The sequence below is a fragment of the Paenirhodobacter hankyongi genome (genome assembly GCF_003664585.1).
In the GTDB taxonomy this organism is placed as follows: Bacteria; Pseudomonadota; Alphaproteobacteria; order Rhodobacterales; family Rhodobacteraceae; genus Rhodobacter; species Rhodobacter hankyongi.
In genome coordinates, this window is the sequence record NZ_RCHI01000002.1 from 1 (window position 1) to 23,111 (window position 23,111).

The 23,111-nt window shown below is 68.0% G+C and carries 23 protein-coding genes; 13 read left to right on the top strand and 10 right to left on the bottom strand.

What is annotated here, in order from left to right; all coding sequences use genetic code 11:
- Positions 1-421 precede the first annotated feature (421 nt).
- The 3 genes from DYS74_RS01920 to DYS74_RS01930 form a co-directional block, all read right to left on the bottom strand.
- Positions 422-1,024 carry a protein-methionine-sulfoxide reductase heme-binding subunit MsrQ gene (locus DYS74_RS01920; RefSeq protein ID WP_121530479.1) on the bottom strand — a complete coding sequence of 201 codons (603 nt, stop codon included), beginning with the start codon at positions 1,022-1,024 and terminating at the stop codon, positions 422-424.
- On the bottom strand, positions 1,024-1,944 hold the full coding sequence (gene msrP / locus DYS74_RS01925; RefSeq protein WP_121530480.1) for a protein-methionine-sulfoxide reductase catalytic subunit MsrP: 921 nt from the start codon (positions 1,942-1,944) through the stop codon (positions 1,024-1,026). The genes DYS74_RS01920 and msrP overlap by 1 nt, the downstream gene beginning before the upstream one ends.
- Before the next feature lie 87 nt (positions 1,945-2,031).
- Positions 2,032-2,478: an ion channel gene (locus tag DYS74_RS01930; RefSeq protein WP_121530481.1), complete on the bottom strand. Its 447-nt coding sequence runs from the start codon at positions 2,476-2,478 to the stop codon at positions 2,032-2,034.
- A gap of 105 nt (positions 2,479-2,583) precedes the next feature.
- Between DYS74_RS01930 and smpB the strand changes: the two genes are divergently transcribed.
- The 6 genes from smpB (at position 2,584) to DYS74_RS01960 (ending at position 8,407) form a co-directional block, all read left to right on the top strand.
- On the top strand, positions 2,584-3,057 hold the full coding sequence (gene smpB / locus DYS74_RS01935; protein ID WP_121530482.1) for an SsrA-binding protein SmpB: 474 nt from the start codon (positions 2,584-2,586) through the stop codon (positions 3,055-3,057).
- Positions 3,058-3,157: 100 nt separating this feature from the next.
- Positions 3,158-4,015, top strand: coding sequence for a 3-mercaptopyruvate sulfurtransferase (sseA, locus tag DYS74_RS01940; protein WP_121530483.1), 858 nt, complete (start codon positions 3,158-3,160; stop codon positions 4,013-4,015).
- Positions 4,015-5,196 (top strand): amino acid aminotransferase, encoded by a 1,182-nt coding sequence (locus DYS74_RS01945; protein ID WP_121530484.1) that lies wholly within the window; start codon positions 4,015-4,017, stop codon positions 5,194-5,196. The genes sseA and DYS74_RS01945 overlap by 1 nt, the downstream gene beginning before the upstream one ends.
- 126 nt (positions 5,197-5,322) lie before the next feature.
- Complete coding sequence (locus DYS74_RS01950) at positions 5,323-5,781, top strand: MarR family winged helix-turn-helix transcriptional regulator (RefSeq protein ID WP_121530485.1); 459 nt, start codon at positions 5,323-5,325, stop codon at positions 5,779-5,781.
- Positions 5,771-6,835 carry an HlyD family secretion protein gene (locus DYS74_RS01955; RefSeq protein WP_121530486.1) on the top strand — a complete coding sequence of 355 codons (1,065 nt, stop codon included), beginning with the start codon at positions 5,771-5,773 and terminating at the stop codon, positions 6,833-6,835. The genes DYS74_RS01950 and DYS74_RS01955 overlap by 11 nt, the downstream gene beginning before the upstream one ends.
- Positions 6,836-6,838: 3 nt before the next feature.
- A complete protein-coding gene (locus tag DYS74_RS01960) occupies positions 6,839-8,407 on the top strand; it encodes a DHA2 family efflux MFS transporter permease subunit (RefSeq protein ID WP_121530487.1) in 1,569 nt (522 codons plus the stop codon).
- 93 nt (positions 8,408-8,500) lie between these two features.
- Here DYS74_RS01960 and DYS74_RS01965 read toward each other — a convergent pair whose 3' ends face one another.
- Both DYS74_RS01965 and DYS74_RS01970 read right to left on the bottom strand, forming a co-directional pair.
- Positions 8,501-9,832 carry an ammonium transporter gene (locus DYS74_RS01965; RefSeq protein WP_121530488.1) on the bottom strand — a complete coding sequence of 444 codons (1,332 nt, stop codon included), beginning with the start codon at positions 9,830-9,832 and terminating at the stop codon, positions 8,501-8,503.
- A 24-nt stretch (positions 9,833-9,856) separates the two neighbouring features.
- A complete protein-coding gene (locus tag DYS74_RS01970; protein ID WP_113898648.1) occupies positions 9,857-10,195 on the bottom strand; it encodes a P-II family nitrogen regulator in 339 nt (112 codons plus the stop codon).
- Positions 10,196-10,457: 262 nt separating this feature from the next.
- Here DYS74_RS01970 and DYS74_RS01975 point away from each other — a divergent pair, with 262 nt between their 5' ends.
- Positions 10,458-12,686, top strand: a complete 2,229-nt coding sequence (locus tag DYS74_RS01975) for a transglycosylase domain-containing protein (RefSeq protein ID WP_121530489.1) — start codon at positions 10,458-10,460, stop codon at positions 12,684-12,686.
- 79 nt (positions 12,687-12,765) lie between these two features.
- On the opposite strand, the gene DYS74_RS01980 is transcribed toward DYS74_RS01975, so the two are convergent.
- On the bottom strand, positions 12,766-13,410 hold the full coding sequence (locus tag DYS74_RS01980; protein ID WP_121530490.1) for an MlaC/ttg2D family ABC transporter substrate-binding protein: 645 nt from the start codon (positions 13,408-13,410) through the stop codon (positions 12,766-12,768).
- Positions 13,382-14,128 carry an MlaA family lipoprotein gene (locus DYS74_RS01985; RefSeq protein ID WP_121530491.1) on the bottom strand — a complete coding sequence of 249 codons (747 nt, stop codon included), beginning with the start codon at positions 14,126-14,128 and terminating at the stop codon, positions 13,382-13,384. The genes DYS74_RS01980 and DYS74_RS01985 overlap by 29 nt, the downstream gene beginning before the upstream one ends.
- Positions 14,129-14,358: 230 nt before the next feature.
- Between DYS74_RS01985 and DYS74_RS01990 the strand changes: the two genes are divergently transcribed.
- Both DYS74_RS01990 and DYS74_RS01995 read left to right on the top strand, forming a co-directional pair.
- A complete protein-coding gene (locus DYS74_RS01990) occupies positions 14,359-16,095 on the top strand; it encodes a type I secretion system permease/ATPase (RefSeq protein WP_121530492.1) in 1,737 nt (578 codons plus the stop codon).
- Complete coding sequence (locus DYS74_RS01995) at positions 16,092-17,528, top strand: HlyD family type I secretion periplasmic adaptor subunit (protein WP_245965166.1); 1,437 nt, start codon at positions 16,092-16,094, stop codon at positions 17,526-17,528. The genes DYS74_RS01990 and DYS74_RS01995 overlap by 4 nt, the downstream gene beginning before the upstream one ends.
- On the opposite strand, the gene DYS74_RS02000 is transcribed toward DYS74_RS01995, so the two are convergent.
- Positions 17,525-18,694, bottom strand: a complete 1,170-nt coding sequence (locus DYS74_RS02000; protein WP_121530493.1) for a lytic murein transglycosylase — start codon at positions 18,692-18,694, stop codon at positions 17,525-17,527. The genes DYS74_RS01995 and DYS74_RS02000 overlap by 4 nt on opposite strands.
- Before the next feature lie 172 nt (positions 18,695-18,866).
- Here DYS74_RS02000 and DYS74_RS02005 point away from each other — a divergent pair, with 172 nt between their 5' ends.
- Entirely contained in the window at positions 18,867-19,211 is a 345-nt protein-coding gene (locus DYS74_RS02005) for a hypothetical protein (protein ID WP_121530494.1), read from the top strand.
- A 5-nt stretch (positions 19,212-19,216) separates the two neighbouring features.
- On the opposite strand, the gene DYS74_RS02010 is transcribed toward DYS74_RS02005, so the two are convergent.
- Both DYS74_RS02010 and DYS74_RS02015 read right to left on the bottom strand, forming a co-directional pair.
- Positions 19,217-19,750 (bottom strand): L,D-transpeptidase family protein, encoded by a 534-nt coding sequence (locus DYS74_RS02010; protein ID WP_121530495.1) that lies wholly within the window; start codon positions 19,748-19,750, stop codon positions 19,217-19,219.
- A gap of 3 nt (positions 19,751-19,753) precedes the next feature.
- Positions 19,754-20,929 (bottom strand): MalY/PatB family protein, encoded by a 1,176-nt coding sequence (locus DYS74_RS02015; RefSeq protein WP_121530496.1) that lies wholly within the window; start codon positions 20,927-20,929, stop codon positions 19,754-19,756.
- Between the two features lie 173 nt (positions 20,930-21,102).
- Here DYS74_RS02015 and def (DYS74_RS02020) point away from each other — a divergent pair, with 173 nt between their 5' ends.
- The 3 genes from def (DYS74_RS02020) to fmt are packed head-to-tail and all read left to right on the top strand — an operon-like array spanning position 21,103 to position 23,046.
- A complete protein-coding gene (def, locus tag DYS74_RS02020) occupies positions 21,103-21,645 on the top strand; it encodes a peptide deformylase (RefSeq protein ID WP_121530497.1) in 543 nt (180 codons plus the stop codon).
- The gene (gene def, locus DYS74_RS02025; RefSeq protein ID WP_121530498.1) at positions 21,645-22,145 is read left to right on the top strand and encodes a peptide deformylase; all 501 of its coding nucleotides are present in this window, start codon (positions 21,645-21,647) and stop codon (positions 22,143-22,145) included. Before def (DYS74_RS02020) ends, def (DYS74_RS02025) begins: the two co-directional genes overlap by 1 nt.
- Before the next feature lie 4 nt (positions 22,146-22,149).
- Positions 22,150-23,046, top strand: coding sequence for a methionyl-tRNA formyltransferase (gene fmt / locus DYS74_RS02030; RefSeq protein ID WP_121530499.1), 897 nt, complete (start codon positions 22,150-22,152; stop codon positions 23,044-23,046).
- Positions 23,047-23,111 lie beyond the last annotated feature (65 nt).

Below are 23,111 nucleotides of genomic sequence, written 5' to 3' on the forward strand. Positions count from 1 at the left end.
CCCTAGTGAGCGATATGCTACGGTCCGCGTCGCTTGCGACCAAACCGCCCGCATATCTCTTCAGATATCCGTCAATGTCAAAGAGCACGGAAACAAAATCAACCAGTTGCGCACCATCTCGTTGCGCCGCTAGCCAACCCGTTCCCAAATTTTCGCTTGCTTTCCAGTGCCTTGCGGCGCCTTCCGGCGACCGGCGCGGTGTGTTCCGCTTCGGTGAGGGGCTATTTACGGATCACCTCACGACTCCGCAAGAGACTTTTTCACTTTTCCCGACGATTTCTCGCCCAGGAGCCAAAATCCCCTGCTTTCATTGACCCCAGACAGAACGGCGCCCGGAACCGAAATCCGGGCAAACCGCCCGCAGGAAAGATCGTTGCGCGAACAGGCCGTCAAACGAAAGAAATCCAGCAGCCCCGACCGCTCACCCCCGACTCGACCACCGAAAACCCGGGAATCGAACCGCCAGAAGAACACCAAAAGCACCACACCACGCCCAGCCCTCGAGGGAGATCACCTTCATCTGCCACAGGTAATGCGCCACCCCGAGCAGAACCGCCGGATAGACGAGCCGGTGCAGCCGCCGCCAGGCCCCACGCAACCGCCGCACCGACGCGTCGTTCGAGGTCAGCGCCAGCGGGATCAGCAACGCGAAGGCCGAGATGCCGAGGAAGAGGTAGGGCCGCTTCAGCAGATCCGTCGCCGCCTGCCGCCACAACAGCCCCATGTCGAGCCAGACCCAGGCAACCAGATGCAGCGCGATATAGAAGAAGGCCAGCAGCCCCACCGCGCGCCGATAGCGGATCAGGTTCAGCCGCGTCAGCCGCAGCGCCGGCGTGATCGCCAGCCCGCCCACCAGGAACCACAGCCCGACCTTGCCCAGCCGGTGCTCGATCCCCTTCACCGGGTCGACACCGATGCCGCCCGACAGCGTCAGCCAGACGATCCAGCCAAGCGGCAGAAGGCCGAGCAGATAGACCGCCCCCGGCGGCAGGCGGCGCAGCAGCGCGTTCAGCCGGGCAATCATCAATAGTTCGCCCGCAGGTCCATGCCGGAATAAAGCGAGGCCACCTGATCGCCATAGCCGTTGAAGGGCAGGGTCTGCTGGCGCGCCGCGAACAGCCCCGCGCCGATCCTGCGCTCGGTCGCCTGGCTCCAGCGCGGATGGTCGACCGCCGGGTTCACATTGGCATAGAAGCCGTATTCGCGCGGCTGCAGGTCCCTCCAGGTGGTGCGCGGCTCGCGATCGGTCAGGGTGATCTTGACGATGCTCTTGATCGACTTGAAGCCGTATTTCCACGGCACCACCAGCCGCAGCGGCGCGCCGTTCTGCTTCGGCAGCTCCTCGCCGTAAAGGCCCGAGGCCAGGATCGTCAGCGGGTGCATCGCCTCGTCGAGGCGCAGCCCCTCGACATAGGGCCAGTCGATGCCGGGGCCGCGCTGACCAGGCATCTCGGACGGGCGCAGGAGCGTCTCGAAGGCCACGTATTTCGCCCCGGGCTGCACCCCGGCCCGGTTCAACAGCGCGGCAAGCGGGAAACCGATCCAGGGAATCACCATCGCCCAGGCCTCGACACAGCGGAAGCGATAGATCCGTTCCTCGGGGGGGGCGGTCTTCAGCACGTCGGCGAGATCATAGTTGCCGGGCTTCTCGACCAGACCGCCGATCTCGACCGACCAGGGGTCGGTGGTCAGCGCGCCGGCATGGGCCTTGGGGTCGCCCTTGTCCCAGCCGAATTCGTAGAAATTGTTGTAGGAGGTGATCTCCTCGAGCGTGTTCGGCGCCGCATCCGTCGAATAGGGCGAGGGCGCGGCGGCGATGCGCGCGGCGGCGGGCCCGGCGACGGTGGCGGCGAGCGCCCCCGCGATGATCTCGCGGCGGTTCAGGAACAGGGCCTTCGGCGTGACCTCGGCCCAGCCCGGCTGCGTGTCGCGGTTTCGGCGCATCGTCACCTCCTCTGTTTCTCCCATGCTACGCGCAAATGGCGCGCGGACGGATGACAACCAGCGAGGCTGACGCACATGTGACCGCGATTAGAGATCGCGCGCGCGATGTGCCTGCAGCTGGCTCAGCCGGACATGGCGCAGCGCCTCGACCAGAAGCGCGGTGAGCAGGCCGATGTTCAGCAGCCCGTTCGCCGCCGCCATGCCGCCGAGGATGCGCCACTCGTGGGTCAGCAGGATGTCGCCGTAGCCGAGCGTGGTATAGGAGACGAGGGCGAAATAGACCGCGGCCTCCATCGTCACGAAGATGCCGAGCGCCCGGAAGCACAGCGCCCAGAGCCACACCCCCACGGTGACCATGGCGAGCGCCCAGAAGGCGGCAATCACCACCACCAGCATCAGCTTGGGCCGGTGCGGCTCCCGCAGCAGCCAGAAATGCGACCGGGCAAAGGCCCATTCCATGCCCCAGGCGCTGAAGGCGGCAATCACCACCGTCAGAAGCATCATCATCGAGCCGATGAAAAGCTGTATGAACATCGCCGTCCTCCCCCGGTCTCGCGCTACATCCGCACCCCCGCTTCGGTCAAGCGGCACGCCGCCGCACTGGACAGATGCCCTCCCCTCGCCTATTTCGGTGCGATCATGGCGCAGAAATCCGACCCCAACTCCAAGCTGATCGCCGAGAACCGGCAGGCCCGTTACCATTATGCTGTCGAGGACACGCTCGAGGCCGGCATCATGCTGACCGGCTCCGAGGTGAAGTCGCTGCGCACCGGGCAGTCGAACATCGCCGAAAGCTATGCCTCGGTCGAGGGGGGCGAGCTGTGGCTGATCAACGGCTACATCGCCGCCTACAAGGAGGCGGGCGTCTTCGGCCACGAGGAACGGCGCCGCCGCAAGCTTCTGGTCTCGAAGCGCGAGCTCGCCCGGCTGTGGCAGGCGATCGGGCGCGAGGGCATGACCATCGTGCCGCTGAAGATGTATTTCAACGAGAAGGGCCGGGTGAAGCTGCTGCTCGGCATCGCCAAGGGCAAGAAGGTCGCCGACAAGCGCGAGACCGAAGCCAAGCGCGACTGGAACCGGCAAAAGCAGCGCCTGCTGAAACAGAACAGCTGAGCCCGCTTTCCGGGCGCCGGAGGACGCCGATCGCCCCTTGAGCCTTGCGTCCTTGCCCCCCTTGAGTCTAAGCACAAGACCGAGAAAACGGAGGGGCGCGATGGCCATGGACGATCCGAAGACGCTTGTTTCCACCGAGTGGCTGGCAGCCCACCTGCAGGACCCCGACCTGCGCATCCTCGACGCGAGCTGGTTCATGCCCGACGACGGCCGCGACGCCCGCAAGGGCTATGACGCCGCCCATATCCCCGGCGCGCGGTTCTTCGACATCGACGAGATCTCGGACACCCGCTCGCCGCTGCCGCACATGGCACCGCCGGTCGAGAAGTTCATCTCGCGGATGCGCGCCATGGGCGTGGGCGACGGCCATCAGGTGGTGGTCTATGACCAGGCCGGCGTGTTCTCGGCGCCGCGGGTGTGGTGGCTGTTCCGCCTGATGGGCAAGAGCGACATCGCGGTGCTGGATGGCGGGCTGCCGAAATGGATCGCCGAGGGCCGCGAGATCGAGGATCTGCCGCCGCTGATGCGTGACCGCCACATCACGGTGCAGCGTCAGGCGAGCCTGGTGAAGGACGTCACCCAGGTCGCCCATGCCGCCAAGCTCGGCGATCAGGAGATCGTCGACGCCCGCGCCCATGACCGCTTCACCGGCGCCACGCCCGAACCGCGGCCGGGTCTGCGCTCGGGCCATATCCCGGGCTCGAAGAACCTGCCCTGGCAGACGGTGGTCACCGCCGACGGCCGGCTGAAATCCCCCGACGAGCTGCGCGCGCTCTTCGCCGAGGCGAAGGTCGACACCACGAAGCCGGTGATCTGCACCTGCGGCTCGGGCGTCTCGGCCTCGATCCTGGCGCTTGCGCTCGAACGCATCGGCCACCGCGACTGGTCCGTCTATGACGGCTCGTGGTCGGAATGGGGCATGTACAACGACCTCAAGGTCGCAACCGGAGAAGCATGATGTTCAACGCATTGAAGCCGCAGGCGCAGGACAAGATCCTGGCCCTCATGGGCATGTTCCGCGCCGACCCCCGGCCCACCAAGGTCGACCTCGGCGTGGGCGTCTACAAGGACGCGGACGGCCGCACCCCGGTGATGCGCGCGATCAAGGCCGCCGAAAAGCAGCTCTGGGACGCCGAGACCACCAAGACCTATACCGCGCTCGCGGGCGAGCCCGCCTTCCACGCCGCGATGGCGGGGCTGGTGCTGGGCGCCGACTATCCCAAGGACCGGCTCTCGGCGCTGCAGACCGTGGGCGGCACCGGCGCCGTGCGCATGGCCTTCGAGCTCGCGCGGATGGCCAACCCAGACTGCACCGTCTGGGCCTCGGACCCGACCTGGCCGAACCACCTGTCGATCCTCGACTTCATGCACATGCCGCGCAAGAGCTATCGCTATTTCGACGCCGAGACCCGCGCCGTCGACTTCGACGCGATGATGGCCGACCTTGCCGCGCTGAAGGCGGGCGACGTGGTGCTTCTGCACGGCTGCTGCCACAACCCGACCGGCGCCAACCTGACGATCGAGCAATGGGCGGCGGTCGCCGACCTGCTCGAGCAGACCGGCGCGATCCCGATGGTCGACATCGCCTATCAGGGCTTCGGCGACGGGCTCGAGGCCGATGCCGCCGGCACCCGGCTGATCGCGTCGCGCCTGCCCGAGGTGATGATCGCCGCCTCCTGCTCGAAGAACTTCGGCATCTACCGCGAGCGCACCGGCTGCCTGATGGTGCTGTCGGACGCCGCGGCGAAGGAAACGACGCAGGGCACGCTCGCCTATCTGAACCGGCAGACCTATTCCTTCGCGCCCGACCACGGCGCGCGTCTGGTGACGATGGTACTGACCGATCCGGCGCTGCGCGCCGAATGGGAAGCCGAGCTGGAAGAGGTGCGCAACGGCATGCTGGGCCTGCGCGAGCAGCTTGCGGCCGAACTGCGCCAGCTGTCGAACTCGGACCGCTTCGACTTCCTCGCCCGGCACCGCGGCATGTTCTCGCGCCTTGGCGCGACGGCCGAACAGGTCGAGACCATGCGCGCCGAGAACGGCATCTACATGGTCAGCGACTCGCGCTTCAACGTCGCCGGGCTGAACGAGAAATCGGTGCCGGTTCTGGCCCGCGCGATCATCGCCGCCGGCGTCTGAGCCGCGCATTTCCGCACATCCCCTGCGCGGTGGCAGCCCTGCCACCGCGCTTTTCTTTTGCGCATTTCGCTTGATTTAGTAAGCAGGCTTATAATATCTCTGCTCACCTTCCAGAAGGCGAGTCGCATGTCCTGTTCCCCCGTCCCCGATGAAAGCCTCGGCTTCCTGCTGACCGATGCCACCCGCGCAATCCGCCGCCGGTTCGAGCAGCGCGCCGCCGAGCTTGGCCTCAGCTCCGCGCAATGGCGCGTCCTCGTGCATTTGCTGCGGCGCGGGCCGCTGTCGCAGGCGCGGCTGGCCGAGTTCCTCGAAATCGAGCCGATCTCGGTCTCGCGCCTCGTCGACCGGATGCAGGAAGCGGGCTGGGTCGAACGCGAACCCGACCCGAACGACCGCCGGGTGAAACGCGTTGTCGCGAAGCGCAAGGCCTATGCCGCCTTCGAGAATGCCAAGCAGATCGCCGATGACCTTTACGAACAGGCGCTGGCCGGCTTGCCGCCCGGCGCACTTGAAACCCTGACCGACGCGCTGCGCCGGATCATCCTCAACCTTTCCGACAGCCCCGAGGCGCAAGATGACCGCTGAGAACGTTCAGAAGAAACCGAAGAAATGGCTGATGGCCGCGCTGCCGCTGGCGCTGGTCATCGGCGGCACCTGGATCTGGCTCGATGCCGGGCGCTACGAGACCACCGAGAACGCCGCGGTCCGGCAGGCGCGGATCTCGGTTGCCTCGGACCTGTCGGGCCGCGTGACCGAGGTCTTCGTGAGCGACAGCACCCAGGTGAAGGCCGGGCAGGACCTGTTCCGCGTCGATCCCGAGCCCTACAAGCTCGCCCTCGCGCAAGCCGAGGCCGCGCTGTCGCAGGCCCGGCTTGGCATCGAACAGCTGCGCGCCGCCTATCGCGTCTCTCTCGCTCAGGCCAAGGTCGCCCAGGACAACCTCGACTATCTCGAATCCGAACTGAAGCGGCAGCAGGCGATCACCGGTCGCGGGGCGGGCACGGAATCGGCGCTCGACGCGGCGCGGCACAATGCGAAATCCGCCCGCGAGACGCTCGCCGCCGCGCAACAGGGCGTCGAAGCGGCTCTCGCCGCGCTCGGCAGCGACCCGGAAATCGCCACCGACGATCATCCGGCCGTGCAGGCGGCGATCGTGGCGCGCGACAAGGCCGCCTACAACCTGTCGCTGACCACGGTGAAGGCGCCCGCCGATGGGGTGATCTACAAGGCCGACAGCTTCAAGCCCGGCCAGTTCGTCACCGCGGGCGCCACGCTCTTCTCGCTGGTCGAGACCGGCGACACCTGGATCGAGGCGAACTTCAAGGAAACCCAGATCGGCGGCATGCGCCCGGGCCAGACCGCCGACATCGAGTTCGACACCTTCCCGGGGCGCGACTACACCGCCACGGTCGAATCCGTGGGGGCGGGCACCGGCGCCGAATTCTCGATCCTGCCGGCGCAGAACGCCACCGGCAACTGGGTGAAGGTCACGCAGCGCGTGCCGGTGCGGCTGCGTCTGGCGGAGGGCTCGGACCTGAGCGGGCTGCGCTCGGGCCTCTCCGCCTCGGTCACCGTCGACACCAAGGCCGAGACCCGTCTCGGCGCGATCTTCGCGCATGGCGCGACGGTGGAGAAGTAAGTCATGTCGGCCGCCGCCGTCTCCGCCCCGGGCGAGGTCAAGCACCACGGGCTGATCACCCTCTCGCTGATGCTCGCGACGATCATGCAGGTGCTCGACACCACCATCGCGAACGTCGCCCTGCCCTCGATGCGCGCCGACCTCGGCGCGTCCTCGGACACGATCAACTGGGTGCTGACCTCCTACATCGTCGCCGCGGCGATCGTCACGCCGCTGTCGGGCTGGATGTCGGAGCGCTTCGGCCGCAAGGAGATCTTCGTCGCCTCGGTCGCGGGCTTCATCCTGACCTCGATGCTGTGCGGCATCGCCTGGAGCCTCGAGACGATGGTGCTGTTCCGCATGGCGCAGGGCGTCTTCGGCGCCGCGATCGTGCCGCTCAGCCAGACCTTCCTGCTCGACATCAACCCGAAGGAAAAGCACGGCTCGGCGATGGCGATGTGGGGCGCGGGGATCATGGTCGGCCCGATCATCGGCCCCACCCTCGGCGGCTATCTGACCGACACCTTCAACTGGCGGTGGGTGTTCTACATCAACGTTCCGCTTGGCGCCGTGGCGCTGGCGGGCTGCATGGCCTACCTGCCCGAGATGGGCCGCCGGCTGCGGCAGTTCGACTTCTTCGGCTTTGCCGCGCTTGGCATCGGGGTGGGCGCATTGCAGCTGATGCTCGACCGCGGCGGCGAGGTCGACTGGTTCAACGCGGCCGAGATCTGGATCGAGTTCGCCATCGCGATCTCGGGGTTCTGGGTCTTCGTGGTCTGGATCATCGGCGCCGAGCACCCGTTCCTCGACCCGCGGATGTTCCTTGACCGCAACTTCGCCACCGGGCTCGTGTTCATCTTCATCGTCGGCATCATCCTGCTCGCCTCGCTGGCGCTGCTGCCGCCGATGCTGTCGGGGATCTTCGGCTATCCGGTCATCACCGTCGGCATGGTGATGGCGCCGCGCGGCGTCGGCACGATGATCATGATGATGGCGGCGGGCAAGCTGCTGCGCTTCATCGACGCGCGCCTCCTGGTGGTGACGGGGCTTTTGCTGACCGCGCTCTCGCTCGACATCATGACCGGCTTCGGCCCGCAGATGGACGCGCGGCTGGTGGTGATCTCGGGCCTCGTGCAGGGCTTCGGGCTCGGCCTTGTCTTCGTGCCGCTCTCGACCGTCTCCTTCGCCACGATCGAGGCGCGCTTCCGCGGCGACGCGACGGCGCTTTACAGTCTGGTGCGCAACATCGGCTCGTCGATCGGGATCTCGGTGGTGACGCTGCTGCTGACCCGCAACACGCAGATCAACCACACCGAACTGGTGCAGAAGGTCTCGGCGCTCGACCCCGATTTCACCCAGCTGACGAACGGGCCGCTGGCCGGCGCGCTGAAGATGCTGACGCTGAAATACGGTGACGGCGCGGTCTGGACGATCGTCAACCAGCTCGTCACCCAGCAGGCGGCGATGGTGGGCTATGTCGACGACTTCAAGGCGATGATGTGGGTGACCCTTGCCGCGGTGCCGCTGGTGCTGGTGCTGCGCCGCCCGGGGCTGAGCGAGGCGGGCGAGGCGGCGACGATCCACGCCGACTGAGCGCCCGCATCCGCGCAAGGGAAAAGGCCCGGGGGAACCCCCCCGGGCCTTTCCAGTTTCCGTCGTCCCTCCCGCTCGCGCGGGACATCGCTCTTACGAGTGATAGGCGCTTTCGCCGTGGGTGGTGAGGTCGAGGCCCTGACGCTCATCGTCGACCGAGACACGCAGACCGGTGATCGCCTTGACGATGTAGAGCAGGATCAGCGAGCCGATACCCGACCACAGCAGGGTGATGATGACGGCCTTGATCTGGGTGAGCACCTGGGCGCCCATCGCGAAGTCGTCGCCGCCCGTGCCGCCAAGGCCCGGAGCCATCAGGATGCCGGTGGCGATGGCACCGATGATGCCGCCGACGCCGTGCACGCCGAAGACGTCGAGGCTGTCGTCATAGCCGAACTTCGACTTCACCGTGGTGACGAAGAAGTAGCAGATCGGCGAGACGGCGAGGCCGAGGACGATCGCGCCGACCGGGCCGGTGGTGCCGCAGGCCGGGGTGATGGCGACGAGGCCGGCAACCATGCCCGACGCGGCGCCGAGGCCCGAGGCCTTGCCGCGGGTCAGGGTCTCGACGAGGCCCCAGCTGACGATCGCAGCGGCGGTGCACACGAAGGTGTTCAGCATCGCAAGCGTCGCGCCGGCGGTCGCTTCGAGGTTCGAACCGGCGTTGAAGCCGAACCAGCCAACCCACAGCATCGCGGCGCCGGTCATGGTCAGCGTCATCGAGTGCGGCGCCATCATGTCCTTGCCCAGGCCGATGCGCGGGCCGATGACGAGCGCGGCGACGAGCGCGGTGATCCCGGCGTTGATGTGGACCACGGTGCCGCCGGCGAAGTCAACGGCGCCCATGTTGAAGATCAGGCCCGAGGCGTCCCACACCATGTGGGCGATCGGGAAGTAGATGAAGGTGACCCAGAGGATCGAGAACAGGATCACCGCCGAGAACTTGATGCGCTCGGCGAAGGCGCCGATGAACAGCGCCGGGGTGATCGCGGCAAAGGTCATCTGGAACGCGATGAAGACGTATTCCGGCAGCACGACGCCGTCGGTGAAGGTCGCGGCGGTCGACTCCATCGTCACGCCCGACAGGAAGAGCTTGCCGAGGCCGCCCCAGAACGGCGAGGTGCCGCCGCCGAAGGCGAAGGAGTAGCCGTAGAGAATCCAGATGATCATCACGACGGCGGTGATCATGGTGCACTGCATCAGCACCGAGAGCATGTTCTTGGTGCGCACGAGGCCGCCGTAGAACAGCGCGAGGCCCGGGATCGTCATGAACAGAACGAGCGCCGAGGAGATCATCATCCAGGCGACGTCGCCCTTGTCGATGACCGGCGCCGCTTCCGCCGCCGCGTCCTGCGCGAAGGCCGGCAGGGCGGCTGCGGCAGCGAGCGCCGCGGCGAGACCCGCAATCTTGGTAAGGTTTTTCATTGTTTCACTTCCCCTGAGCGTTTCTTACAGCGCGTCGTCGCCAGCTTCGCCGGTGCGCACGCGAACCGCCTGGTTCACGTCGAGGACGAAGATCTTGCCGTCACCGATCTTGTCGGTCTTCGCCGACTTGAGGATCGTATCCACGACCTCGTCGGCGAGGCTGTCGGGGACCACGATCTCGAGCTTCACCTTGGGCACGAAGTTCACCGCATATTCCGCACCGCGATAGATCTCGGTGTGGCCGGACTGAGCGCCGAAACCCTTGATTTCCGTAACCATCATGCCGCGCACGCCGATGGCGGTGAGCGCCTCACGCACCTCCTCGAGCTTGAACGGCTTGACTGCTGCAATGATCAGTTTCACTGGATTTCCCTTCCTATGGTCCGCAGCCCCGATGCCAGCACGGGCACCGCACGCCAGCAGAAGGCCTTTTCCCCCTCTTTCACACAAGCGGAGCGCGTATGGGCCGCCGCGTCTCTCCCGCCCTTTATGCAGGAAAGTCACAGAAAACAGGCAGACTGCTCAAAATTTCACCTTCACAAAAACCGAATCGTGAAAGCTTGTTGCTCCACAAGCCGAAAGCATCCATGTAACCTGCTCAAAAAGGCAGGCAGCGGAAGAAACGATGGCAGAAACAGGCGGGCGGCAAGGGCCGCTGGTGGCAGACAGGCGTTATCCGACCGGGGCAAAGGCCCCCCGGAAGGCGGCGCAGACCCCTGCCCCCTCGCAGAAATCTCCGGGGTCTTCCTCGCCCCGGCCGCCGCGCCGGCGCGGGCCGATCCGCACTGCGCTCTACGGTTTTGCGCATTTCATCTGGCGTGTGGTCTGGGGCACCGCCTGGCGGGTCGGCGCGGTGATCGCGCTGATCGTCGGGCTTGCGACCTTCTATTTCTACTCGCAGCTGCCCGAGTACACGGCGCTGCTCGACGGCCGCAATCGCGGCTCGGTCACGCTGCTCGACCGCGGCGGCGAGGTCTTCGCCTGGCGCGGCGAGACCTTCGGCGGTCAGATCACCGCCGAGAATGTCTCGCCCAATCTGCGCAACGCCATCATCGCCACCGAGGACCGGCGCTTCTACAAGCATTTCGGCGTCTCGCCGCGCGGCATCGCCTCGGCGGTCGCGATCAACCTGCGCGAGGGGCGCGGCCCGCTCGAGGGCAACGGCGGCTCGACGATCACCCAGCAGGTGGCGAAGCTGCTCTGCCTCGGCGTCGCCTATGACCCGCAGCGCTGGAAGAGCGAGGCCGCCTATGAGGACGACTGCCGTTCGGGCGGGGTCAAGCGCAAGATCAAGGAGATCCCCTTCGCCCTGGCGATGGAGTTCAAGTACACCAAGAACCAGATCCTGACGATCTACCTCAACCGCGCCTATCTCGGCGCCGGCGCACGCGGCTTCGAGGCCGCAGCGCAGCGCTACTTCGGCACCTCGGCCGCGAACGTGACCCCGCAGCAGGCGGCGATGCTGGCCGGGCTGCTGAAAGCACCCTCCTACTATGCGCCCACCTCGAACCTGAAACGCTCGCAGGAGCGGGCGGGGATGGTGCTGGCGCTGATGCACGAGCAGGGCTTCCTGAATGATCAGGACTGGGCACAGGCGCGCGACAACCCCGCCACGCTCTCCGAGGCGGCGCAGGCGCGCGCCGGCGGCTATTTCGCCGACTGGGTGATGGACACGATCCCCGACTTCCTGTCGAAGGACACCACCGAGGACGTGGTGATCCGCACCACGCTCGACCAGAGCCTGCAGCGCAAGGCCGAGGAGGCCCTCGCCGCGGTCTTCGACACCAAGGTCAAGGACGGCTCCTCGGCCGAGGCAGCGATCGTCGTGATGTCCTCGGACGGCGCGGTGCGGGCGATGGTGGGCGGGCGCCAGACCAAGGTCTCGGGCGCCTTCAACCGCGCCACCCAGGCGAAGCGGCAGACCGGCTCCACCTTCAAGCCCTTCGTCTATGCCGCGGCGCTCGACATGGGCTGGACGCCCGACACGCCCATTCTCGACGGCCCGCTGACGATCAACGTCAAGGGCTCGGGCCCGTGGTCGCCGAAGAATTACACCAACAAGTATCTGGGCGAGATCCCGCTGTGGAAGGCGCTCGCCGAATCGATCAACACCGCAACCGTGCGCGTGGGTCAGGCGGTGGGCTTCGATGCGGTGCGCAAGGTTGCGACCGACTTCGGCTTTGCCTCGGACCTCGCGGCGGGGCCGGCGGTGGTGCTCGGCGTGTCGGAATCGACGCTGCTCGAGATGACCGGCTCCTATGCCGGGATCCTGAACGGCGGCTCCTCGGTGAAACCCTATGGCCTGACCGAGCTGCGACTGAAGGGCGACGCCGACCCGCTTTTCGGCGCCGACGGCGGCATGGGCGAGCGGGTGATCTCGGAGCGCGCCGCGCGCGAACTGATGTGGATGATGTTCCAGGGCGTCGAACAGGGCACCAGCCGGCGCGCGCGCCTTGACGGGCACGAGGTCGCGGGCAAGACCGGCACCACGCAATCGGCACGCGACGCCTGGTTCATCGGCTTCACCGCCGATTACGTCACCGGCGTCTGGATGGGCTACGATGACAACCGCCCGCTCTCGGGCGTCACCGGCGGCGGCCTTCCGGCCGAGATCTGGCACGAGGTGATGGCCCGGATCGAGGCCGACGTGCCCTCGACACCGCTGCCCAAGGCCGACCCGTCCGAATGGCGCAACCAGCCCATGGCGCAGGGAACCCCCGCGCCCTGGACCGAGGGGGGCCCGATCCCGGAGGGCGGCGTGCCGGTGGTGGATGGCGAGCTTGTCCGCCCCGAGTCGCAAAAGAAGGAAACCCTCGGCGACAAGATCGAATCGCTGCTGCACTCGCTTTACTGAGTGCGGCAGCCCCGAAAGGGAAAGGCGCGGCCCCCGACGGGACCGCGCCTTTTTCAATGCCGTGCCGGCCGGTCCCGGATCAGCCGGCGGTCTTCAGATCGGCAATCAGCGCGTCGAGGTCGCCGCGCCGCGCATCGAGCATCGCACCGATCTCGGTGCGTTCGGCCGCGAGCATGTTCACACCCTCGATGATGATGTTGAAGAACAGATCCTTGCCGGACTTGTCCGAGACCTGCCACAGCACCTCGAAGGGCGACTGGCCGCGCAGATAGGCAACCGTCCGCACTTCGTAGAAGGTCTTGACCTGACGCGCCTCGGCCACCTCGAAACGGGCGCCGATGAACTCGCGGAAGCGCTTGCCGTACTTGCGCGAGATGTAGCCGCGGAAAGCGGTGGTGAAGGCCGCCATCTGCGCCGGGCTCGCCGAACGCGAGGCAACGCCAAGCGCCGAACGCGCGATCGTCGGCACGTCCGCGTATTTCACGAACAGGTTCTCGAACAGCGCATAGAGCTCCGGCCCGGTCTTGCCCGAGTCGATCGCCGAGTTCACGTCGTCGACGGCCTTGCCGATCAGCGCGCGGGCCTGGGTGTCGTTCAGCGCGGAGGCCGCGCCGGGAAGGGCGACGACCGTGGCCGCCAGCGCAACGCCGCCGCGCAGGAAGGCGCGGCGCCCGACGCCCCGGCGCAGGCCGCGCTCATTGCTGTTGCTGGTAAGGGTCAGCATAGGGGTCCCATGCCTGAGCATCGTTATACTCCTGTCCGGACAACTGGTAACGCCGGTTCTGCAGATAAAGGAGGCGGGCCTGCGCATAGCTGTCCGCACTGTCATAAAGGATGGATTCGACGACATCGCCGTGGATCTTGCGGTCGGCCACCTTGCCGGCGACGCGCGCCGAGCTGGCCGCCGTGGCATCGGCGCCCTGCAGCACCTGCCCCACCGGGTTCATCGCCATGTCGACCACGGTGCCGACGGCATCGCGTTCGGTCGAGGGGCCGAAGACCGGCAGCTCGACATAGGCGCCCTCGCCCACCCCCCACACGGCCAGCGTCTCGCCGAAGTCGGTGTCGGTCTCGGGAAGGGCGAAGGACGAGCCTGCCGGGTCGAAGATGCCCGCCACGCCGATCGTCGAGTTGATCAGGAAGCGGAAGGTGTTCTTCACCGCCGGTTCGGGGCGCCCCTGCAGCAGCGAGTTCACCACCTTGCTCGGCAGCCCGAGGTTCGAGCCCACGTTCGAGACCGAGCGCACGAAGCCGTTGTCGACCGTGCGCGGCTGGCCCGGGCGTGCCTTGAACAGTGCCTCGTCGACGCCCTTGTTGAAGGCGTGAACCTGGCGGTTGGTCTTTTCGTAGGGATCGTTGATCCCGGTCGGCGACTCGCTCTGCGCTGCGCAGCCGACAAGTGCGAGCACCACCACAGCGGCGCCGCCAAGTGCCCTGGCCATCCCGTTCTCCCGTTCCGTTTCCCTCGCCCCTGACGGCAGCGAAGCGGGGTGACTCCCCGCTGCGTTTGAGGGTAAACCTCTGTCCAAGGATTAAGGTTGCGGCACCGCAGAGACAAGGCGCAGCGGCGGCATTTTCTGTTCACGGGTGGGAAACCCGCATCGATTTGGATGAACTGTGGCGAGGAAACGCCGATTCGGGGGGCACCCCGTCTGTCCGGAGGGGGATCCAGATGAAACGCGACGAACTCGCCAAGGGCCGGGCCGAGCTGCGCGGCGCGCGGGCGGAAAGCAATGCGCTGATCTGGTCGGTCGGGCTGTTCTCGGCCTTCGTCAACCTGCTGATGCTGACCGGGCCGCTGTTCATGCTGCAGGTCTATGACCGCGTCCTTGGCGCCCGTTCGGTCGAGACGCTGACCGCGCTCTTCCTCCTCGTCGTCTTCCTCTTCGCGATGATGGGCGTGCTCGATTACGTCCGCGCGCGCGTGATGGCGCGGGTCGGGGCGCAGTTCCAGGCCCGGCTCGAGGCCCGGGTCTTCGACGCGGCGTTGCGCCGTCATGCGGTCGCGCCGAACGACCCGGTGGCGGTCTCGTCGCTGCGCGACCTCGATGCGGTGCACAAGCTGCTGGCGGCGCCGGTCTTCCTTGCACTCTTCGACCTGCCCTGGTCGCCGATCTTCTTCGCCGCGATCTTCTTCTTCCATCCCTGGCTCGGGTTTCTGGCGCTTGCCGGCGGCGCGCTGCTGGTCGCGGTGACGCTGCTCAATCAGGCGATGACGATGCAGCCGCTGATGCAGGCGAACGGCGCCCATATCGCCTCGGACCGGCTCTCCGATCACCTGCGCGACGAATCGGAGCTGTTGCAGGCGCTCGGCATGCGCCGCGCCTCGTTCCTGCGCTGGAAGGCCGCGCGCGCGCGCGCCGAAGAGGCCGCGCTGCGCGCCACCGACATCGGCGGCGGCTTTGCCACCTTCACCCGCACCTTCCGCGTCTTCCTGCAATCGGCAATGCTGGCGCTTGGCGCCTTCGTAGTGCTGCGCGGCGAGATGACCGCGGGGGCGATGATCGCGGGCTCGATCCTGATGGGCCGCGCCCTCGCCCCGGTCGAACAGGCGGTGACCGGCTGGTCCGTCGTCGCGCGCGCCCGCGAGGGCTGGGGCCGGCTGCTGGTCCTGCTCAGCTCGGTCCCGGCCGAGACCGCGCGCACCGCGCTGCCGCGCCCGCGCGCCGTGCTCGAGGCGAACAACCTCACCGTGGTGCCGCCCGGCCATTCCGCCGCGACGCTGCGCATGGTCTCGTTCCGGCTCGAGCCCGGGCAGGCCATGGGCGTGATCGGCCCCTCGGGCGCCGGCAAGTCGACCCTCGCCCGCGCGCTGTGCGGGGTGTGGCGCCCGGCGGGCGGCTGGATCCGGCTCGATGGCGCCACGCTCGAGCAATACGACCCCGACGTGCTCGGCGGGCTGATCGGCTATCTGCCGCAGCGGGTGACACTGTTCGACGGCACCATCGCCGAGAACATCGCACGCCTGTCGCCAAGCCCCGACCCCGCGCAGGTGGTCGAGGCGGCCAAACGCGCCGCGGCGCATCAGATGATCCTCGATCTGCCCGAGGGCTATGACACCCGCGTCGACCAGGCCGGAGGGCGGCTTTCGGGCGGGCAGATCCAGCGCATCGGCCTTGCCCGCGCGCTTTACGGCCATCCGGTGCTGCTGGTCCTCGACGAGCCGAACTCGAACCTCGACAACGAGGGCAGCCTCGCGCTGAACACCGCGGTGCGCAGCATGAAGGCCGCCGGCGGCGCGGTGCTGATCATGGCCCACCGCCCCGCCGCCATCGCCGAATGCGACACGCTTCTGGTGCTCGAGGGCGGGCTGCGCCGCGCCTTCGGCCCGCGCGAGGAGGTGCTGCGCGCCATGGTGCAGAACGCGAACGAAATCACCCGCAAGTCCGGCCCCGGAGGTGTGGCATGAGCCACGGCGCGAACCCCGACCCGAAACCCCCGGTGCCGACCGGCGGCACCCCCGATTCGATGGCGCTGGTGCGCAAGGCGATCCCGACGCATCCGGTGAAGGCCGAGCCCGCCGCCCCGCCGCCGCCCGAGCCGCCGAAGGGCCACCACCTCTCGGCCCGCCGCTCGCTGATCGCGGGCTTCGTGGCGCTGTTCGTGCTGGTCGGCGGCTTTGGTATCTGGGGCACCGTCAGCTCGATTGCCGGCGCGGTCGTCGCGAGCGGCCAGATCGAGGTCGACCAGCGCCGGCAGGTGGTGCAGCACCCCGACGGCGGCGTCGTCGACGCGATCCTCGTCCACGACGGCGACCACGTGCAGGCCGGCGACACGCTGATCCGCCTTGATGGCGAGATGCTGCGCTCGGAACATGCGATCGTCGAGGGCCAGTTCTACGAGCTTCTGGCCCGCCGCGGCCGGCTCGAGGCCGAACGCGCCGACGCCTCCGCGATCAGCTTCGCGCCCGAGCTTCTGGCCGCCGCGCAGGCGAACCCCGACGTGGCCGAGCTCGTCGACGGGCAGCAGCGGCTGTTCGATGCGCGGCTTGCCACGCTGACGAAGTCGCTCGAGCAGGTGGGAAAGCGGCGCGAGCAGACGCAATCGCAGATCGCCGGCATCGATGCGCAGCTTGCCGCGCTTGCCACCCAGCAGGACCTGATCGGGCAGGAGCTGACCGATCAGCGCGGGTTGCTGGCGAAGGGGCTCGCGCAATCAAGCCGGGTGCTGGCCCTCGAACGCGAGGCGGCGAACCTTGCGGGCCAGGTCGGCGAGCTGACCGCGCAGCGCGCCCAGGCCGAAGGCCGGATCACCGAGCTTGAGCTCGAGACCCTGCGGCTCAGCTCGCAGCGGCGCGAGGATGCCGAGACCGAGCTGCGCAACATCGGCTATCGCGAACTGGAACTGGCCGAGCGGCGCCGCTCGCTGAGCGGTCAGATCGAGCGGCTCGACCTGCGTGCGCCGGTCTCGGGCGTGGTCTATGGCATGACCGTCACCACGCCGCGCGCGGTGATCCGCGCGGCCGAGCCGGTGCTCTATATCGTGCCGCAGGACCGGCCGCTGGTCATCGCCGCGCGGATCTCGCCGATCCATATCGACGAGATCTCGATCGGCCAGCCGGTGCAGCTGCGCTTTTCCGCTTTCGCCAGCCGCACCACGCCGCAGCTTTTGGGTCAGGTCACCAGGATCTCGGCCGACGCGATCACCGACGAGGCGACGCATGTCTCCTATTACCGCGCCGAGGTGATGCTGCACCCGGGCGAACAGGCCAAGCTCGGCGCGCTGACGCTGCTGCCCGGCATGCCGGTCGAGGTCTACATCCGCACCGGCGAGCGCTCGCCGCTGGACTATCTGGTCAAGCCCTTCGCCGATTACTTCAACCGCGCCTTCCGCGAGGACTAAAGCCGGCCCAGCAGCGCCACGGTCGGCCAGGCATCGGCGGGCAGACCCAGACGGGCCTGCTCGGCCTGCACCGCCTCGCGCGTCTTCTCGCCAAGGATGCCGTCGATCTTGCCGACGTCATGGCCGCGTGCGGCAAGCTTCGCCTGCAGCGCCTTCATCTGATCGGCGCTCAGCCCCGGTTCGGGCGCGCGCGGGTCAAGCCGCGGCGCGCCCTCGAGGCGCGTGGCAAAATAGGCGGCCGAGGTGACATAGACGAAGCTCTTGTTCCACTCGAAGAGCACACGGAAATTCGGATAGACCATGAAGGCCGGCCCCTTGCGCCCCATCGGCAAGAGCACCGAGCCCTGCCCCGGGGCGAGCGCCCCGGTCCGCGCCCGCACCCCCATCCGCGCCCAGTCGGCGGTCGAAAGCGCATGGTTCAGCCCGGTCTGGCGCCAGTCGAGATCGGCGGGCACGGTGATCTCCTGCATCCAGGGCTCGCCCGCACGCCAGCCCATGCCGGCGATCATCTTCGCCCCAGACATCAGCGCATCGGGCGCCGAGCCCTTCAGGTCGATATGGCCGTCACCGTCACCGTCGACACCGTTCACCAGGATGTCGGCGGGCAGCATCTGCACCTGGCCGATCTCGCCCGCCCAGGCCCCGCGCGTCCGCGCCGGGTCGAAATCGCCCCGCGCCGCAAGCCGCGCCGCGGCCAGAACCTGCGGCCGGAACAGGTCGGGCCGACGGCAATCATGCGCCAGCGTCACCAGCGCGTCGCGGGTGCTGAAATCGCCCTGCACCGCGCCGAAATCGGTCTCGAGCCCCCAGAAGGCCAGCAGCACACCGCGCGGCACGCCAAAGCTGCGCTCGGCCCGGTCGAAGACCGCAGCATGTTTCGTCCCCATCCGGGCCCCGATCGTCAGCCGGTTCTGGCTGATGACGGAGGCCGAGAAGTCCAGGAAATCCTTTCGGAAAACGCCCTGTCCGCGGTCGGCGCGCAGCACCCGCGCGTCCTGGCTCACGCCGCGGAAGAAGGCGTCGGCCTGCGCCGCGCTCAGCCCCTCGGCCCGCATCTCGGCCTTCAGCCCGGCGACGAAGGCGCCGAAATCGCCGCCGCACTCGGCCGCCCGGGCAAGTGCCGGAACGGCGAGGGCAAGGCAGGTGGCAAGGAACAGGCGGCGCATCGAAAAACTCCCGGAAAGAACAGCCCGACGGTAGCCGCGGCCGCGCCGTGGAGCAACCGCGCGCGGCGGAGTCACATTTCGGGCACATGCTGCACTGCGGCCGGCATCGTCGCTTGATCTTTACAGGCGCGTGCACAGACTTGTGAGACGGGAAGGACCATCGGAGGGGGAGATGGAGATTCTGCCAAAAGAGCTTCTCGCCGGGCTGCGCGCGGCGACTCAGGGCGGCCGGCGCCGCTCGCGGCTGCGGATTCAGGCGGGTGCGGAAAGCTGGCCGGTGCTGCGGCGCTGGCGTGGCGGTTTCGCGCTCGATGCCGCGCAGATCCACACCCTGCGCGGCCTTGTCGATCTTTATGAGGGCAGCCGCCATCTGGCCACCTGCCTGATCGTCGCCTCGGAGATCGAGGGGGACGAGCTGATCTGCACCGTCAAGCGCGAGACTGCGGTGACCGATCGCCCGCCCCTCGATTTCGTCCGCGACGAGGGTGCACCGGCGGGGCGGCTGCCGCCGGCCTGAGCAGATCAGGGCCGGATCTCGACCTCGGCCCCAAGCGGCGTGGCCGCGAACAGCTCCTCGATCTCGGCATCGGAGAGTGCGATGCAGCCTGCGGTCCAGTCATGGCCAAGGGTCAGCCCCGCGGGCAGAACCCGCGGCTGGCCGTGCAGGAAGATGTCTCCGCCCGGATCGACGCCCGCCGCGGCCGCGCGGGCCCGGTCCTGTGGGCGCGGATAATCAAGGCCGAGCGACAGGTGATAGGCGCTTTGCGCGTTGCGCCGGTCGATGCGAAACACCCCTTCGGGCGTGCGCCCGTCGCCCTGCGCCAGCTTGTCGCCCTGAGGTGCGAAGCCAAGCCGCACCCGGTAGACCCGCACCACCTGCCCGCCGACATAGACGGTCATGCGCCGCGCCGCCTTCTCGACGAGGATGCGGCTCACCGGCCCCTCGAGCGGCCCGACGGGCGGCACGGGCCGCGGCGGCACCGCGATCAGCGCCCAGACCGCGACGACGAGCCCCGCAAGGCTAAGCGCCGAGAACAGCCACCCCGCGCGCCGCATCGGTCACTGCAGGTCGGAAAACGCCGCCCGCAACCGCGCGACGGCGTGCTCCACGCGCACCCGCGGCGTCGCCAGGTTGAACCGCATCCAGCTCTCGCCGCCGGTGCCGAAGCTCGGCCCGTGGTTCGCCGCGATCTTCGCGCCCTTCTCGACCCGCGCCGTGAACTCCTCGGCACTCATCCCGGTGCCCGCGAAATCGACCCAGGCGAGATAGGTCGCCTCGAGCGGCATCGAGCGCAGCCCCGGGATCGCGTTCACCCCCTCGTCGAAGATCTTCCGGTTGCCGTCGAGATAGGCGATCAGCGCGTCGAGCCAGGTGGCCCCCTCGGGGCTGTAGGCGGCTGTGGCCATCGCCAGACCGAAGCTGTTCGGCGAGATGCCAAGCGCCGCCATCCGGCCCGCGAACCGCGCCCGAAGATCCGGATCGGCGATGATGACATTGCCCGAATGGGTGCCTGCGATGTTGAAGGTCTTGGTCGTCGCCGACATCATCACCACCGGGTAATCGGTCGCCGTCGCCATCGGGATGTGGCGGTGCCCCGGCATCACCAGATCGTGGTGGATCTCGTCCGAGACCAGCACCAGGTCATGCCGGCGTGCGAACTCGGCGGTGGCCCGCAGCTCCTCGGCGGTCCAGACCCGCCCGCCCGGATTGTGCGGCGAGCACAGGATCAGCATCTTGGCCGAGCTGTCGACGATGCCCTCCCAGGCGTCGAAATCCATCTGATAGCGGCCATCGACCAGCTTCAGTGGGCATTCGACGACGGTGCGCCCCGCCGCCCGGATCACCCGCGCGAAGGCGTGATAGACCGGCGTCATCAGCACCACGCCATCGCCCGGTTGCGTGAAGGCGTCGACGCAGATCGCCGTGCCGTTCACCAGCCCATGGGTGGTGAAGATCCACTCGGGCTCGACCTGCCAGCCATGCCGGTTCGCCATCCACCAGCCGATCGCGGCGTGATAGGCGCGGTTGTCGCCCCAATAGCCATAGACGCCCTGCGCCGCCATCGTCTCGAGCGCGCCCTGCACGCAGGCCGGCGGGCGGAAGTCCATGTCGGCCACCCACATCGCGATTCCCTCTTCGGGGCCCACGCCGTAAAGCTCCTGCATGCAGTCCCACTTGACCGAATGGGTGCCGACGCGGTCGATCACCTCGTCGAAGTCGGGGGCAAGGGTCATCTCTTCACGCTCCTGTCGAAATTTTAGTCCTTCCTGAATGAATATCTCAGCACAAAGTCCCGATGAAGATCCATTCATCGGGATATATTCCCTGAATTTTCGATCAACATGGAACGCTTTTCCGATTTCACCAGGCCATTGCACGGCGTCGCGCCATCCCCTACATCAACGCCATGACACTGCGCCCGATCCTGATCCATCCCGACCCCCGGCTCAAGAAGCATTGCGACCCCGTCGTCACCGTCGACGACGAGATCCGCAAACTTGCCGATGACATGCTTGCAACGATGTATGACGCCCCGGGTGTCGGACTTGCGGCACCGCAGGTCGGCGTGCTCAAGCGCCTCTTCGTGATGGATTGCGTCAAGGACAAGGCGACCGCCCCCGCACCGATGGTGATGCTCAACCCCGAGGTCACCTGGACCTCGGAAGAGACCAACGTCTACGAGGAAGGCTGCCTCTCGATCCCCGACCAATATGCCGAGGTGACCCGCCCGCGCGAGGTGCGGATGCGCTGGCTCGGCCTTGACGGGCAGATCCACGAGGAGCAGTTCGACGGGCTCTGGGCGACCTGTGCCCAGCACGAGAACGACCACCTCGATGGCAAGCTCTTCATCGACTACCTCGGCCCCCTGAAGCGGCAGATGATCACCCGCAAGATGGAAAAGCTGAAACGCGAGCGCGCCCGCGCCGCAAAGGACCAAAGCATCCTCTGATGGCCGCGCGTCCCTTCATTCCCTACGATGACCGCCGCCTGCACACGGCCGCCGAGCCGGTGACGGCGGTGACCGAGACGGTGCGGATGATCTGGGACGACATGGTCGAGACGATGGAGGCGATGCCGGGCGTCGGCCTCGCCGCGCCGCAGATCGGCATCATGCTGCGTCTCGCCGTCGTCGATGCCTCGGACAAGCGCGGTCAGGCGGTGAAGATGGCGAACCCCGAGGTGCTGCATGCCTCGGTGCAGCTGCGCCGCCATGACGAGGCCTCGCCCAACCTGCCCGGCGTCTTCGCCACGATCGAACGGCCCCGCGCCGTCACCGTGCGCTTCCTCAACGAGGCGGGCGAGATCGAGGAGCGCGACTTCGTCGGGCTCTGGGCGACCTCGGTGCAGCATCAGATCGACCATCTGAACGGCAAGACCTATCTCGACCATCTCTCGCCGCTGCGCCGCAAGATGCTGGTGCAGAAGGCGGCGAAACTCGCCCGGAGGTAAGCCGATGCGCGTCGTCTTCATGGGCACGCCCGAGTTCTCGGTGCCGGTGCTCGCGGCGCTGGCGGCGCATCACGAGGTGGTCGCGGTCTATTCGCAGCCGCCCCGCCCCGCCGGCCGCGGCAAGAAGGACCGCCCGACGCCGGTGCACATGAAGGCGCTCGAGCTTGGCCTGCCGGTGCGCACGCCGCTGAACTTCCGCGCCGAGGAAGACCGCGCCGCCTTCGCGGCCCTCGGGGCCGATGTCGCGGTGGTGGTCGCCTACGGGCTGATCCTGCCGCAGGCGCTGCTCGACGCGCCGCGGCACGGCTGCCTGAACATCCACGCCTCGCTCCTGCCGCGCTGGCGCGGTGCCGCGCCGATCCACCGCGCGATCATGGCCGGCGATGCCGAGACCGGGCTGTGCATCATGCAGATGGAGGCCGGGCTCGATACCGGCCCGGTTCTGCTGCGCGCCACGACCCCGATCGGCGCGACCGAGACCACCGGCGCGCTGCATGACCGGCTGAGCGAGATGGGCGCGCGGCTGATCCTCGAGGCGCTCGACCGGCTCGACACGCTCCCCCCCGAACCGCAGCCCGAAGCGGGCGTCACCTATGCGGCGAAGATCGACAAGGCCGAGGCGCGGATCGACTGGACCCGCCCGGCGGCCGAGCTCGTGCGCCAGGTGAACGGCCTCTCCCCTTTCCCGGGCGCGTGGTGCCTGGCGGGCGAAGAACGGCTGAAACTGCTGCGCGCGGCCCCGGCCGCGGGCAGCGGCACCCCCGGCCAGGTGCTCGACGGCTTCACCGTCGCCTGCGGCAGCGGCGCGCTCGAGGTGCTCGAAGCGCAGCGCGAGGGCAAACGCCCGATGCCCGCCACCGAGGTGCTGAAGGGCCTCCCCCTCCCCGATCACCTCGCCTGACCGGCCCTCGCCGCGCCTGACGGCCCCGCATTCATCTTGCCACAAATACCTCGCGGGGGTCCGGG